The following is a 14,626-nucleotide window of genomic DNA, read 5'->3' as shown; positions in this document are numbered from 1 at the left end:
CAACCGGGATCCCGCGTACCTAAAGGACATATGCGCGAGACGCAGATCACAGTGCTGTGAACGTAACCATCGAAGGGCTTCGAACGTCTAAGTTGGCGATGTCGGACAACGTCTTGGGGGGCGTTGGACGACGTCTGAGGATGTCTTGGGGGACGTCCTCGGAGATGCGTTGCCGGGACACGTACACCGGGAAGCTTGAGCGGCCCACCCCAGCGTGCGCGTCCCGGCACACCGCACACAGCAGGAGTACGGCGAGTTTTGCTCGTTTTGCTCGACAGCCGCCCCGGCGGCGCGCACAACAACGGCTGCTTCGGCGGCCTGCACACCAGTGATAGCGAATTCAGGCGCTGTCCTCCGAAACGCCCGGCCGGATCCCGTGGGGGGAATCCGCACCGGGACATGGGAAGGCGCCCTGTACGCCGGCCCGTGGGGGGACCGTCGGCAGGGCGCCTTCCGCTTTTTCGAACACGAACAAGGTCAGCGAAGCCGGATGTGGTTCACCCGCGTCCCAAAGGGGCGCGGGGAACTGCGCGACCAGCCACGACGAACCCGCGGGTCACGACGGACCCGCGGTTTCAGTGCCGCACTTCCCGCGGAGCTACTAGCGCTGCTCGACCGGCACGAAGTCGCGTTCCACCACGCCCGTGTAGATCTGGCGCGGGCGGCCGATGCGCGAACCCGGCTCCTTGATCATCTCGTGCCACTGGGCGATCCAGCCCGGGAGGCGGCCCAGCGCGAACAGGACCGTGAACATCTCGGTCGGGAAGCCCATCGCGCGGTAGATGAGGCCCGTGTAGAAGTCGACGTTCGGGTAGAGGTTGCGCGAGACGAAGTAGTCGTCGGAGAGCGCGTGCTCCTCCAGCTTCAGGGCGATGTCCAGCAGCTCGTCGGACTTGCCGAGGGCCGAGAGGACGTCGTGCGCGGCAGCCTTGATGATCTTCGCGCGCGGGTCGAAGGACTTGTACACCCGGTGGCCGAAGCCCATCAGGCGGACGCCGTCCTCCTTGTTCTTCACCTTGCGGATGAAGGAGTCGACATCGCCGCCGTTCGCCTTGATGCCCTCCAGCATCTCCAGCACGGACTGGTTGGCGCCGCCGTGCAGCGGACCCCAGAGCGCGGAGATGCCCGCCGAGATCGACGCGAACATGTTGGCCTGCGAGGAACCGACCAGACGGACCGTCGACGTCGAACAGTTCTGCTCGTGGTCGGCGTGCAGGATCAGCAGCTTGTCCAGGGCGGAGACGACGACCGGGTCGAGGTCGTACTCCTGCGCCGGCACCGAGAACGTCATACGGAGGAAGTTCTCGACGTAACCGAGGTCGTTGCGCGGGTAGACGAAGGGGTGACCGATCGACTTCTTGTACGCGTACGCGGCGATCGTCGGAAGCTTGGCGAGGAGCCGGATCGTCGAGAGGTTGCGCTGCTTCTCGTCGAACGGGTTGTGGCTGTCCTGGTAGAAGGTCGACAGCGCCGAGACGACCGACGACAGCATCGCCATCGGGTGCGCGTCACGGGGGAAGCCGCGGTAGAAGTTCTTGACGTCCTCGTGCAGCAGGGTGTGCTGCGTGATCTCGTTCTTGAACACGGAGAGCTCGTCCACGGTCGGAAGCTCACCGTTGATCAGCAGGAACGCCACCTCAAGGAAGGTGGAGCGCTCGGCGAGCTGCTCGATCGGGTACCCGCGGTACCGGAGGATGCCCTCCTCGCCGTCGAGGTAGGTGATCGCGGATTTATAGGCGGCGGTGTTGCCGTAGCCGCTGTCCAGCGTTACCAGACCGGTCTGAGCGCGGAGCTTCCCGATGTCGAAGCCCTTGTCGCCGACGGTGCTGTCGATCACCGGGTAGGTGTACTCGCCGTCGCCGAACCGCAGTACTACAGCGTTGTTGGTGTGCTCGCTCACGTCATCCCTCACCGACGTTGTGCCTCTTCTTCGAGGTGCCCTGACTGTCTCTACCATCCCCCATTTGGCGCAGGAGAGTGCACTCGGGGTCGACCATTGGGCCTATTGGCGGCACTGAGTGCCGCCAAGCTACTCATCCTGCCCCCCTTCGCCCTGGTTCCGGAAGTGCCCTGTGACCATTGTGACTCATTTGATCGATCATTTTTCGCGATCGTTTCAACGAAACGACGGCCGCCACGGCTAGGAACGCAGCCGGAAGTCCAGTGCGGTGCAGCGCCGTCCCGCGGACACCGTGCGCACCGCCTGGCCTATCGCCCTGCGTGAACCGACCAGGACGACCAGCTTCTTCGCCCGGGTGACGGCCGTATACAAAAGGTTGCGCTGGAGCATCATCCACGCGCCCGTGGTGACCGGGACGACCACCGCCGGGTACTCGCTGCCCTGGGAGCGGTGGATGGTCACGGCGTAGGCGTGGGCGAGTTCGTCCAGCTCATCGAAGTCGTACGGCACTTCCTCGTCCTCGTCCGTCAGTACGGTGAGGCGCTGTTCCACCTCGTCGAGGGAGGTGACGACGCCGACGGTGCCGTTGAAGACGCCGTTCTCGCCCTTGTCGTAGTTGTTGCGGATCTGCGTGACCTTGTCGCCGACGCGGAAGACCCGGCCGCCGAACCGCTTCTCGGGGAGGTCGGGGCGGCCCGGTGTGATCGCCTGCTGGAGCAGCCCGTTGAGGTTTCCGGCGCCCGCCGGGCCCCGGTGCATCGGCGCGAGCACCTGGATGTCCCGCCGGGGATCCAAGCCGAACTTGGCCGGAATTCGTCGTGCAGCCACATCGACGGTGAGCCGGCCGGCCTCCTCCGTGTCGTCCTCGACGAAGAGGAAGAAGTCCTTCATGCCGTCGGTGACGGGATGCTGCCCGGAGTTGATCCGGTGCGCGTTCGTCACCACGCCCGACTGCTGGGCCTGCCGGAAGACCTTGGTGAGCCGGACGGCGGGGACCGGGCTGCCGTCGGCCAGCAGGTCCCGCAGGACCTCGCCGGCGCCGACGCTGGGGAGTTGGTCCACGTCCCCGACGAACAGCAGGTGCGCGCCCGGGGCCACCGCCTTCACCAGCTTGTTGGCGAGCAGCAGGTCCAGCATCGAGGCCTCGTCCACCACCACCAGGTCGGCGTCGAGGGGACGGTCCCGGTCGTAGGCCGCGTCGCCGCCGGGCTTCAGTTCCAGGAGGCGGTGGACGGTGGAGGCCTCGGCGCCGGTGAGTTCCGCCAGGCGCTTGGCGGCGCGGCCGGTCGGGGCGGCCAGCACCACCTTGGCCTTCCTGGCGCGCGCCAGCTCCACGATCGAGCGGACCGTGAAGGACTTGCCGCAGCCGGGGCCGCCGGTGAGGACGGCGACCTTCTCGGTCAGCGCGAGCCGGACGGCCGCCTCCTGCTCGGGGGCGAGATCGGCCCCCGTACGCCCCCGGAGCCAGGTCAGCGCCTTGTCCCAGGCCACGTCACGGAAGGCGGGCATCCGGTCCTCCCCGGTGCGCAGGAGGCGCAACAGCTGGGCGGAGAGGGAGAGTTCGGCGCGGTGGAAGGGGACGAGGTAGACGGCTGTCACGGGCTCCGAGTCGCCCTCGGGGCCGGGGACCTTCTCCCGCACGACTCCGGGGTCCTCGCCCTCCTCCGGGGGCGCCGCGAGTTCGGCGAGGCACTCGATGACGAGGCCCGTGTCGACCTGGAGGAGCTTCACCGCGTCCGCGATCAGGCGTTCCTCGGGGAGATAGCAGTGGCCCTGGTCGGCGGACTGCGAAAGGGCGTACTGGAGGCCCGCCTTGACGCGCTCGGGGCTGTCGTGCGGGATGCCGACGGACTGGGCGATCTTGTCGGCGGTGAGGAAGCCGATGCCCCAGACGTCGGAGGCGAGGCGGTAGGGCTGGTTCCTGACGACGGAGATCGAGGCGTCGCCGTACTTCTTGTAGATGCGCACGGCGATGGAGGTGGAGACCTCGACGCTCTGGAGGAAGAGCATGACCTCCTTGATCGCCTTCTGCTCCTCCCAGGCGTCGGCGATCTTCTTCGTGCGCTTGGGGCCGAGGCCGGGCACCTCGATGAGCCGCTTGGGCTCCTCCTCGATGATCCGGAGGGTGTCCAGGCCGAAGTGCTGGGTGATCCGGTCGGCGAAGACCGGGCCGATGCCCTTGACCAGGCCCGAGCCGAGATAGCGGCGGATGCCCTGGACGGTGGCGGGCAGGACGGTCGTGTAGTTCTCGACCGTGAACTGTTTGCCGTACTGCTGGTGGGAGCCCCAGCGGCCCTCCATGCGCAGGGACTCGCCGACCTGGGCGCCGAGCAGCGCGCCCACGACCGTGAGGAGGTCACCGGCACCGCGGCCGGTGTCGACGCGGGCGACCGTGTAGCCGTTCTCCTCGTTGGCGTACGTGATCCGCTCCAGGACGCCTTCGAGGACGGCCAGGTGCCGTTCCCCCCGCACCGCCTGCTTCGGACCGCCCGCCTGTTTCGACATGATCCGACGCTACCGGGTTTCATCGGCAGTGCATCGGCGCCGACGGTGAAGCCGATCTCGTGACCGTGGGGCGGAGCGCCACAGTGTCGTTCCGGCGGAGCGGGACGCCGCGGGCCACGGGGGTGAATTGGGGAACGGATGTCCCCGGCGACAGGGGGTGTCGTATGTTCGTACGATCGGCGAATGCAGCTTCGGTACGCCTTTCGGTTGTATCCGGAGCCCGGTCAACGCGCCGCGTTGGCGCGGGCGTTCGGGTGGGCCCGTGTCGTGTTCAACGACGCGGTGCGCGCCCGCGAGGACGCCCGCGCGGCTCAGGCGGCCTACCCCAGGGCTGCTGTCCTGTCCCGGCAGTTGATCGCCCATGCCAAGAACACCCCTGAACGGTCCTGGCCGGCCGAGGTCTCCTCGGTCGTCCTGCAGCAGGCGTTGCGGGATGTGGAGGCCGCGTACCAAAACTTCTTCGCCTCGCTGAAGGGGGAGCGTAAGGGGAAGCGGGTGGGTGCGCCGCGTTTCCGGTCGCGTAAGGATTCCCGGCAGTCGATCCGGTTCACCGCGAACGCCCGCTGGAAGATCGCGGGCGGTGGGCGGTTGTCGCTGCCGAAGATCGGTGCTGTGAAGGTGAAGTGGTCGCGGGTCCTGCCCGTTGTGCCGTCGAGTGTGACGGTGATCATGGATACGGCGGGCCGGTACTTCGCTTCGTTCGTCATCGATACCGACTCCGCATCGGATCGGGCGCGCTGGGACGATCCGGACCCCGATGCCGCGATCGGCATCGACCTCGGTCTCACTCACTTCGCTGTCCTCTCCGACGGAACGAAGATCGACAGCCCGCGGTTTCTGTGCCGCGCGGAGAAGAAACTGAAGAAGGCCCAGCGGGAACTCTCCCGCAAGGAGAAGGGATCGAGGAACCGGGAATAGGCCCGCCGGAAAGTCGCTCACGCGGGGGTGGCCGATGCGCGCAAGGAGTTCCACCACCAGCTCTCCACGCGGTTGATCCGCGAGAACCAAGCGATCGCGGTGGAGTACCTGGCGGTATCCGGACTGGCGCGCACCCGCCTGGCCAAGAGTGTCCACGACGCGGGCTGGGCGCAGTTCGTGACCATGCTGGAGTACAAGGCGAAAAGGTACGGGCGGACGTTCGTGAAGATCGGGCGGTTCGAGCCCACCAGTCAGGTGTGCTCGGCCTGCGGGCACCGGGACGGGCCCAAACCCCTGCACGTGCGGGAGTGGATCTGTCCTGCCTGCGGCACTGTCCATGACCGGGACCACAACGCCGCGATCAATGTCAAACAGGCCGCCGGACTGGCGGTATCGGCCTGCGGAGCGCCGGTAGGACCGGGACTTGTCCCGGCGCAGCGCGAAGAAACAGGAAGTCAAGGAATCCCGCTCCGAGCACGTGCCGCGTAGCGGCACAGCAACGAACAGGATGGCCGGAATCCCCCTCCCTCAGGAGGGAGTACAAGTCAACGCCCGGCACCGACAGCCCGCCGCGGGCTGTGGACAACGCCCCCCGAAAGCGTTCAGCCCATGGCGGACGTGATGTGGTCAATCACCTTCCGGAAATCTTCCGACGGGGAGAACTCCACCAGCTCACTGTCCTCCAGCGCCACAGGGACATGGCCGGGCGCCCAGTAGTACGCCTGCCCCGCCTCGTACGTCTCATTGCCCTCGGCGGTGTGCATCAGCAGCCGGCCCTTGAGCAGGTAGCCCCGGTGCGGGCAATGGCAGGCGTCACCGGGCAGGCCCTTGAACGCCGGGCCCATGTCCGCTCCTTGCGGCAGGGTCACGTAGCCGACCGAGAAGCCGCCGCCGATCACCTGCGTGCGCAGCACGACGCCATCGCCTTCGAGCGCGATGGGAACATCGGTCCGAGTCGCTGCCGTCACGGCTCCTCCGCTCCGGGCCGTGAGCACCTGGTCGGCCGGCGGGAACTGCTCCGTGCGTCCAGCCTGGCACCGGTCCCCCAGCGTCCGCGACCGCACGGGGAGGGCTCCGAGGGTGCCCGGCGCGGTCGCTCGTCCCTGCGCCTCGCATCACGATCCGGTATCGAGAATCGGCCAGGGGCTTGTTTACGTGCGTGTAATCGATTCCAATCTGTCTCCAGTCGGTCGTGTAAACGATTCCACACGACTATGGAGCCACAAGGAGGTGGTCCGGCGATGGCGAGCATCAAGGACGTCGCCGCCGAGGCGGGCGTGTCCGTCGCCACGGTGTCGCGGGTCCTGAACGACCATCCGTCCGTCAGCGCGGACGCACGCGCACGCGTGCTCACCGCCGTCGAGGCGCTGGGCTACCGCCCGAACGCCGTCGCCCGCTCCCTGCGCACCGACCAGACCCGCACCCTCGGCCTGGTCATCAGCGATGTGGTGAACCCCTACTTCACGACCCTGGCCCGCTCGGTCGAGGAGGAGGCCCGCTCCCTCGGCTACAGCGTGATCATCGGCAACGCCGACGAACACCCCGAGCTCCAGGACCACCACGTACGGACCCTGCTGGACCGCCGTATCGACGGCCTGCTCGTCTCCCCCACCGACGGCGGCTCCCCGCTGATGCTGGACACCGCGCGCGGGGGCACCCCGATGGTCTTCGTGGACCGCTGGATCCCTGGCGTGGACGTGCCGGTCGTACGGGCGGACGGGCGCCGGGCGGTCCGCGATCTCGTCTCGCACCTGCACGGGCTCGGGCACCGGCGGCTCGCGATCATCGCGGGCCCGGCGGCCACCACCACCGGCAGCGAGCGCGTCGAGGCCTTCCGGGAGGCCCTGGCCGAGTACGGGCTACCGCTCCCCGACGCCTACACGGGGCAGGGCGACTTCCAGGCCGAGAGCGGGCGCCGGGTGACGGACGCCTTCCTCGACCTGCCCGAGCCGCCCGAGGTCGTCTTCGCGGCCGACAACCTGATGGCGCTGGGCGCGCTGGACGCGCTGCGCGCGCGTGGGATGCGGGTTCCGCAGGACATCGCGCTCGCGGCCTTCGACGACATCCCGTGGTTCGTGCACACCGATCCGCCCGTCACGGCCGTCGCGCAGCCCACCGGCGAGCTGGGGCGGGCCGCCGTCCGGGCGCTGGTCGACATGATCGAGGGACGCCCCCCGCAGTCCGTGACGCTGGCCGCGCACCTCGTCGTACGGCGGTCGTGCGGCGAGCCGGCCCCTCCCCCGACGCCGGCCGCCGCCTCATCCGAAGAGCGCCCCGCACAGCCCCGCGTACAGCCCCCCGTGACTAACAGGAGTCAGCCGTGAGCAACCAGGACGAGTTGCTGCGCATCGAAGGCATACGGAAGTCCTTCCCCGGCGTGGTCGCGCTCGACGGCGTCGACTTCGAGTTGCGCCGGGGCGAGGTGCACGTACTGCTCGGTGAGAACGGCGCGGGCAAGAGCACCCTCATCAAGATGCTCTCCGGCGCCTACCGCCCCGATGCCGGCCGTGTCCTCGTCGACGGCGAGGAGACCCGTATCCACGGGGCGCAGGATTCCGAGCGCCTCGGGATCGCCACCATCTACCAGGAGTTCAACCTCGTACCCGATCTGACGGTCGCCGAGAACATCTTCCTGGGGCGGCAGCCGCGCCGCTACGGGATGATCGACCGCAGGCGGATGGAGGCCGACGCCGCCGTGCTCCTGGAGCGCGTGGGTGTGACCGTGTCTCCACGCGCGCGTGTGCGTGACCTCGGTGTCGCGCGGCTCCAGATGGTCGAGATCGCGAAGGCGCTGAGCCTGGAGGCACGCGTCCTGATCATGGACGAGCCGACCGCCGTCCTCACCTCCGAAGAGGTCGAGAAGCTGTTCGCGATCGTGCGCACGCTGCGCGAGGACGGCGTCGGGATCGTCTTCATCACCCATCACCTGGACGAGATCGCCGCCCTGGGAGACCGGGTGACGGTGATCCGGGACGGGAAGAGCGTCGGGCAGGTGCCCGCCGACACGCCCGAGGACGAGCTCGTACGGCTGATGGTCGGGCGGTCGATCGAACAGCAGTACCCGCGGGAGGCCGCCGAAGCGGGCGCCGCTCTCCTCACGGTGGAGGGGCTCACCCGGGGCGGTGTCTTCCACGACGTGAGCTTCGAGGTGCGGGCCGGTGAGGTCGTCGGCATCGCGGGGCTGGTCGGGGCCGGGCGTACGGAGGTCGCGCGTGCCGTGTTCGGCGCCGATCCGTACGACCGGGGATCGGTTTCCGTGGCGGGTGCCGCCGTGCGCGGGAGCGATGTCGGGGCCGCCATGGCCGCCGGGATCGGGCTGGTGCCCGAGGACCGCAAGGGGCAGGGGCTGGTGCTCGACGCCTCGGTCGAGGAGAACCTCGGGCTGGTCACCCTGCGGGCCGCGACCAGGGGCGGGCTGGTCGACCTCAAGGGGCAGCGGGCCGCCGCGGCGAAGGTCGCCGAGCAGTTGGGCGTTCGGATGGCCGGGCTCGGCCAGCAGGTGCGCACCCTCTCCGGGGGCAACCAGCAGAAGGTCGTCATCGGCAAGTGGCTGCTCGCGAACACCAGGGTGCTGATCCTCGACGAGCCGACGCGCGGTATCGACGTCGGCGCCAAGGTCGAGATCTACCAGCTGATCAACGAGCTGACGGCCGCCGGTGCCGCCGTACTGATGATCTCCAGCGATCTGCCCGAGGTGCTCGGCATGAGCGACCGGGTGCTGGTGATGGCGCAGGGCCGGATCGCCGGTGAACTCACGGCCTCCGAGGCCACCCAGGACTCCGTGATGGCGCTCGCCGTCAGCACGAACTTCAGCACTGACAACGGAACTACTGCTGTGGAGGGCTCCCGTGGCCACTGACACGCTCAAGAGCACGACGGGCGCGAGTGGCGCCACGAGCGGCCTGCGCCGCGTTCTGCTCGACAACGGCGCGCTGACCGCGCTCATCGTCCTCGTCATCGCCATGTCGGCGCTGTCCGGCGACTTCCTGACGACGGACAACCTGCTCAACGTGGGCGTCCAGGCCGCCGTGACGGCCGTTCTCGCCTTCGGTGTCACCTTCGTGATCGTCTCGGCGGGCATCGACCTGTCGGTCGGTTCCGTCGCCGCCCTGTCGGCCACCGTCCTTGCCTGGGCGGCGACTTCGGAGGGCGTGCCGGTCCCGATAGCGGTCCTCCTGGCCGTCGTCACCGGCATCGCGTGCGGCCTGGTCAACGGCTTCCTGATCTCGTACGGCAAACTGCCGCCGTTCATCGCGACGCTCGCCATGCTGTCGGTGGGGCGCGGTCTGTCCCTGGTGATCTCGCAGGGTTCGCCGATCGCGTTCCCGTCGTCGGTCTCGCACCTCGGTGACACGCTGGGCGGCTGGCTGCCGGTACCCGTGCTGGTGATGGTGGCCATGGGGCTCGTCACCGCGTTCGTTCTCGGCCGCACGTACCTGGGCCGTTCCATGTACGCGATCGGCGGCAACGAGGAGGCGGCCCGGCTGTCCGGGCTGCGGGTGAAGAAGCAGAAGCTGGCGATCTACGCGCTGTCCGGGCTGTTCGCCGCCGCCGCGGGCATCGTGCTCGCGTCGCGGCTGTCCTCCGCGCAGCCGCAGGCCGCGCAGGGGTACGAGCTGGACGCCATCGCGGCGGTGGTCATCGGTGGGGCGTCGCTGGCCGGTGGTACCGGCAAGGCGTCCGGAACGCTGATCGGCGCGCTGATCCTGGCGGTGCTCAGGAACGGCCTCAACCTCCTTTCCGTGTCCGCCTTCTGGCAGCAGGTCGTCATCGGTGTCGTGATCGCGCTGGCGGTGCTGCTCGACACCGCGAGGAGGAAGAGCGGGGCCACGGTGGCGCCCGCCGGGGCGACCGGTGGCGGGGACCGGCGCAAGCAGGCGCTGACGTACATGCTGGCCGCTGTCGTCGCGGTGGCGGTCGTGGGCGCGACCTCGCTGCTGCACAACGGCTCGTCGGCCGCGACGAACCGGAAGGTGGGCCTGTCCCTGTCGACGCTCAACAACCCCTTCTTCGTGCAGATCCGGTCCGGCGCCCAGGCGGAGGCCAAGAAGCTGGGCGTGGACCTGACCGTCACGGACGCCCAGAACGACGCCTCCCAGCAGGCCAACCAGCTCCAGAACTTCACCAGTTCGGGCCTCGGGGCGATCATCGTCAACCCGGTGGACTCGGACGCGACGGGACCGGCCGCACGGGCCGTGAACAAGTCGGGTATCCCGCTCGTCGCGGTCGACCGGTCGGTCAACAACGCGGACACCGCCACTCTCGTCGCCTCCGACAACACGGCCGGCGGCCGGCTGGCCGCGAAGGCGCTCGCCGAGAAGCTGGGCGGCACGGGCACGATCGTCGTCCTCCAGGGCCAGGCGGGCACCTCCGCGAGCCGTGAGCGCGGCGCCGGCTTCAACGAGGGGCTGAAGGCCTACCCGGGCATCAAGGTCGTCGCCGAGCAGCCCGCCGACTGGGACCGCACCAAGGGCCTCGACGTCATGACCAACCTCCTCCAGGCCAACCCCGGCATCAGCGGTGTCTTCGCCGAGAACGACGAGATGGCGCTCGGCGCGATCAAGGCGCTGGGCGGCAAGGCCGGCAAGTCGGTGCAGGTGATCGGCTTCGACGGTACGCCCGACGGGCTCAAGGCGGTCGCGGACGGTTCGCTGTACGCGTCGGTCGCCCAGCAGCCCAAGGAGCTCGGCAGGATCGCCGTGCAGAACGCGCTGCGGGTCGCCGAGGGCGAGGGCGTCGAGAAGGCGGTGATGGTACCGGTGAAGGTGGTCACGAAGGAGAACGTGGCGGGGTTCGGCGGCTGAGCGGCACCTCGAACGGGTGGAGCGGGAACGGCCGGGCTCCTCTTTTCGAGGCGGCCCGGCCTCTCGGCCGGTACAACTGATGGGTATGGGGAGACTGTTCATGTACGACTACGACCTGCTGGTCGTCGGATCGGCCAACGCCGACCTGGTCACCGTGGTCGAGCGGCGGCCCGCCGCCGGTGAGACGGTGCTCGGGTCCGACCTGGTCGTCCACCCCGGCGGCAAGGGCGCCAACCAGGCTGTCGCCGCCGCCCGGTTGGGGGCCCGTACGGCGCTGCTGGCGCGGGTCGGCAACGACGGCCACGGCCGGCTGCTGCTCGACTCGATGCGGGACGCGGGCGTCGACACGGTGGGCGTCCTGGTCGGCGGGGCGCCGACGGGGGTCGCGCTGATCACGGTGGACCCGTCCGGCGACAACAGCATCGTCGTGTCGCCGGGCGCCAACGGGCGGCTGTCGCCCGAGGACATCCGGGCCGCGGGGAGCCTGTTCCAGGCCGCGCGGGTGGTGTCCGCGCAGCTGGAGATTCCGCTGGAGTCGGTCGTGGAGGTCGTACGGAACCTTTCTCCCGAGGGCCGGTTCGTCCTCAACCCGTCCCCTCCTCGCCCCTTGCCGCGTGAAGTCCTCACGGCCTGCGACCCGTTGATCGTGAACGAGCACGAGGCCAGGGTCATCGCGGGTGCGGACGCCGAGTTGGGCGACTCGCCGGAGGACTGGGCGAAGACGCTGCTCGCGCTCGGGCCGCGCTCGGTCGTCATCACCCTGGGCGCGGAGGGCGCGTTGGTCGCCGTACGGGCCGGGGAGCGGGTGCGGGTGCCGTCGGTGCCGGTGGAGGCCGTGGACACGACGGGGGCGGGCGACGCGTTCACCGCCGCGCTGGCGTGGCGGCTGGGCGCGGGCGAGTCGTTGGCCCGGGCGGCGGCGTACGCGGCCCGGGTGGGCGCGGTCGCGGTGACGCGGGCCGGGGCCCAGGACTCCTTCCCCACGGCGGCGGAGGTCGACGCGCTGTGCCGTGCTTCCCCGGGGGAAGCCGCGCCCGACAGCCGCTCCGCGGCGGGCCCGGCCCCCGGCGGGAGAAGCGGCCCGGAGCAGTCGACGGGCGACGCCGTGCGCGGTGGGTCCCAGTGAGGCGGGGCGGAATCCTCAACCGTCATCTCGCGGGCGCGCTCGCGGAGTTGGGGCACGGCGACGGGGTGCTGGTGTGCGACGCCGGTATGCCGATCCCGGCCGGGCCGCGCGTCGTGGACCTGGCCTTCCGGGCCGGGGTGCCGTCCTTCGCGGAGGTCCTCGACGGGCTGCTGACGGAGCTGGTGGTGGAGGGGGCGACAGCGGCGACGGAGGTACGGGGCGCGAATCCGGGGGCCGCGGAACTGCTGGACGGGCACTTTCCCGGCCTCGCCCTCACCCTCGTCCCGCACGAGCGGCTCAAGGAACTGTCGGCGGGGGCGCGGCTGGTCGTACGGACGGGGGAGGCCCGGCCGTACGCGAATGTGCTGCTGCGCTGCGGGGTCTTCTTCTGAGGCGAGGCGTGTGCGCGGCGCTTCAGCGGGCCGCTCGGGTGAACGTCACATGGGTGACCCCGGTGGGCGAGGACGTGGCCTCGACCTCGTAGTCCTTCTCGACACCCTCCAGGCCGTCCCAGAGGCGCACGCCCCGGCCCAGCAGCACCGGGACCACCACGACGTGCAGGTGGTCGACGAGTCCGGCGGCGAGGAAGTCGCGGACGACGGCGGGGCCGCCGCCGATGCGTACGTCCTGGTCGCCCGCGGCCTTGCGGGCCGTGTCGAGCGCCTCGGCGGGCGACGTGTCGAGGAAGTGGAAGGTCGTGCCGCCCTCCATCTCGATCGGCGGGCGCGGGTGGTGGGTGAGGACGAACGTCGGTGTGTGGAAGGGCGGGTTGGGCCCCCACCACCCCTTCCACTCCGGGTCCTCGTGCCAGCCGGGCGGGCCGAACTTCCCGGCGCCCATGATCTCGGCGCCGATGCCGGGTGCGAACTGCTGCGCGAAGGCGTCGTCGATGCCGCCGGTCCCGCCGGGACGGCCGGTCATCTCGTGCCAGAACCGGGTGGTGAACATCCACTCGTGCAGCACGTGACCGGCGTGTCCGAACGGCGCGTCACGGGTCAGCCCCTCACCGGTGCCGAAGCCGTCGAGCGAGATCGAGAAGTTGTGGACACGGGCGAGTGACATGACGGACGTCTCCTTTGCCTCTGCCGCTCCAGTCTCCCCGGATCGCCGGGTCATGCGCCACCGGGACGAGCGGTCAGCGGGAGGTGGAAGGCAGAAGGCGGGGACAGCTTCGAGGGGGTCCGGTCCGTCGACCGGGCCCCCTCGGCTTCCCCTCCGCACCAGAACCCCCGCAATCCCCCCGGATCCCCCTCCAGAAGCCCTGATGCCAAGTACGACGGGCGGGGTGGGGGGAGGGTTGTACGGCGGGGCCAAGATTTTTTCGGCCGCCACCACGGCTCGCCGGCGTCCGGCCCCGAACCGGCCTGCGCACGGAGCACCGCGCCCTGACGGAGAGCCTCACCGACGACCGCTCGCACGGCATCGAGATCCGCGCGTGAGGACACCGGACGGCGGTCCGGGCCGGTGATGCCGAGCCGCCCGTCCGCACCCGGCGCCGCGTGCTCCACCGGGTACGGACGACCGGGTCGTTACGCCGCGTGCTCCACGAACCGCGCCGCGGTCTCCGCGAGCACCTCGCGCCCGTCCCGGGCCCACAGCGCGTCGTTGAACAGTTCGACCTCGATGGGACCGGTGTAGCCGGCCGCCTCGACGTACGTCCGCCACTCCCGCATGTCGATCGAGCCGTCGCCGATCTGCCCGCGGCCGTTGAGGACGCCCTCCGGCAACGGGGTTGTCCAGTCGGCGAGTTGGAAGGTGTGGATACGGCCACCGGCACCGGCGCGGGCGATCTGCGCGGGCGCGTTGTCGTCCCACCAGATGTGGTACGTGTCCACCGTGACGCCGACCTGGTGGGCGGGGAAGCGCTCCGCGAGGTCGAGGGCCTGGGTGAGCGTCGAGACCACACAGCGGTCGGCGGCGTACATGGGGTGGAGCGGCTCGATGGCCAGCCGCACGCCGTGCCTCTCGGCGTACGGGCCCAGTTCGGTGAGCGCGTCGGCGATGCGTTCCCGGGCGCCGTACAGGTCCTTCGAGCCGGCCGGCAGGCCGCCCGACACCAGGACGAGGGTGTCCGTGCCGAGCGTGGCCGCCTCCTCGATGGCCCGGCGGTTGTCGGCCAGGGCCTCCGCGCGCTCCACCGGGTCGATCGCGGTGAAGAAGCCGCCCCGGCAGAGGGTGGTGACGGCGAGGCCCGCGTCGCGGAGCAGTTTCGCCGTCGCCTCGACGCCGTACTCCTGGACCGGCGCACGCCACAGGCCCACCCCGGGGACGCCCAGCTTCAGGCAGGCATCGGCCAGTTCGGGCAGGGACAGCTGCTTCACCGTCATCTGGTTGATGCTGAAGCGCGAGAGATCCGAGGTGCCGCCGTTCAAT

General features: G+C 70.0%; 10 protein-coding genes and 1 pseudogene. 6 read left to right on the top strand and 5 right to left on the bottom strand.

Annotated features, from left to right (window positions below; translation table 11 throughout):
• Positions 1-601 precede the first annotated feature (601 nt).
• Positions 602-1,900: a citrate synthase gene (locus tag OG595_RS27660; RefSeq protein ID WP_053743838.1), complete on the bottom strand. Its 1,299-nt coding sequence runs from the start codon at positions 1,898-1,900 to the stop codon at positions 602-604.
• A gap of 240 nt (positions 1,901-2,140) precedes the next feature.
• Positions 2,141-4,405, bottom strand: a complete 2,265-nt coding sequence (gene recD2, locus OG595_RS27655) for an SF1B family DNA helicase RecD2 (RefSeq protein ID WP_329276604.1) — start codon at positions 4,403-4,405, stop codon at positions 2,141-2,143.
• A 183-nt stretch (positions 4,406-4,588) separates the two neighbouring features.
• Here recD2 and OG595_RS27650 point away from each other — a divergent pair.
• Positions 4,589-5,812: pseudogene (locus tag OG595_RS27650) on the top strand (RNA-guided endonuclease InsQ/TnpB family protein).
• Positions 5,813-5,925: 113 nt separating this feature from the next.
• Here the strand turns inward: OG595_RS27650 and OG595_RS27645 are convergent.
• Positions 5,926-6,291, bottom strand: a complete 366-nt coding sequence (locus OG595_RS27645; protein WP_329276601.1) for a hypothetical protein — start codon at positions 6,289-6,291, stop codon at positions 5,926-5,928.
• 273 nt (positions 6,292-6,564) lie between these two features.
• Here OG595_RS27645 and OG595_RS27640 point away from each other — a divergent pair, with 273 nt between their 5' ends.
• The 5 genes from OG595_RS27640 (at position 6,565) to rbsD (ending at position 12,645) form a co-directional block, all read left to right on the top strand.
• A complete protein-coding gene (locus OG595_RS27640; RefSeq protein WP_329276599.1) occupies positions 6,565-7,647 on the top strand; it encodes a LacI family DNA-binding transcriptional regulator in 1,083 nt (360 codons plus the stop codon).
• On the top strand, positions 7,644-9,182 hold the full coding sequence (locus OG595_RS27635) for a sugar ABC transporter ATP-binding protein (RefSeq protein WP_329276597.1): 1,539 nt from the start codon (positions 7,644-7,646) through the stop codon (positions 9,180-9,182). The genes OG595_RS27640 and OG595_RS27635 overlap by 4 nt, the downstream gene beginning before the upstream one ends.
• Positions 9,172-11,127 carry an ABC transporter permease/substrate-binding protein gene (locus tag OG595_RS27630; protein WP_329276595.1) on the top strand — a complete coding sequence of 652 codons (1,956 nt, stop codon included), beginning with the start codon at positions 9,172-9,174 and terminating at the stop codon, positions 11,125-11,127. The genes OG595_RS27635 and OG595_RS27630 overlap by 11 nt, the downstream gene beginning before the upstream one ends.
• Before the next feature lie 100 nt (positions 11,128-11,227).
• Entirely contained in the window at positions 11,228-12,253 is a 1,026-nt protein-coding gene (locus OG595_RS27625; RefSeq protein ID WP_329276593.1) for a ribokinase, read from the top strand.
• Positions 12,250-12,645 carry a D-ribose pyranase gene (gene rbsD / locus OG595_RS27620; protein WP_329276592.1) on the top strand — a complete coding sequence of 132 codons (396 nt, stop codon included), beginning with the start codon at positions 12,250-12,252 and terminating at the stop codon, positions 12,643-12,645. Before OG595_RS27625 ends, rbsD begins: the two co-directional genes overlap by 4 nt.
• Positions 12,646-12,667: 22 nt before the next feature.
• On the opposite strand, the gene OG595_RS27615 is transcribed toward rbsD, so the two are convergent.
• A complete protein-coding gene (locus OG595_RS27615; RefSeq protein WP_329276591.1) occupies positions 12,668-13,315 on the bottom strand; it encodes a dihydrofolate reductase family protein in 648 nt (215 codons plus the stop codon).
• A gap of 467 nt (positions 13,316-13,782) precedes the next feature.
• The gene (locus OG595_RS27610; RefSeq protein ID WP_329283238.1) at positions 13,783-14,580 is read right to left on the bottom strand and encodes a sugar phosphate isomerase/epimerase family protein; all 798 of its coding nucleotides are present in this window, start codon (positions 14,578-14,580) and stop codon (positions 13,783-13,785) included.
• Between the last annotated feature and the right edge of the window lie 46 nt (positions 14,581-14,626).

Origin of the sequence: Streptomyces sp. NBC_01451 (assembly GCF_036227485.1) — a bacterium.
In the GTDB taxonomy this organism is placed as follows: Bacteria; Actinomycetota; Actinomycetes; order Streptomycetales; family Streptomycetaceae; genus Streptomyces.
This window is presented reverse-complemented; position numbering and strand designations above follow the sequence as displayed.

Bases quoted from the DNA above. Each gene is read 5' to 3' on its own strand.
- recD2 (WP_329276604.1), bottom strand. From the start codon at position 4,405: ATGTCGAAACAGGCGGGCGGTCCGAAGCAGGCGGTGCGGGGGGAACGG.
- OG595_RS27640 (WP_329276599.1), top strand. From the start codon at position 6,565: ATGGCGAGCATCAAGGACGTCGCCGCCGAGGCGGGCGTGTCCGTCGCC.
- OG595_RS27610 (WP_329283238.1), bottom strand. From the start codon at position 14,580: ATGACGGTGAAGCAGCTGTCCCTGCCCGAACTGGCCGATGCCTGCCTG.
- OG595_RS27625 (WP_329276593.1), top strand. From the start codon at position 11,228: ATGTACGACTACGACCTGCTGGTCGTCGGATCGGCCAACGCCGACCTG.
- OG595_RS27615 (WP_329276591.1), bottom strand. From the start codon at position 13,315: ATGTCACTCGCCCGTGTCCACAACTTCTCGATCTCGCTCGACGGCTTC.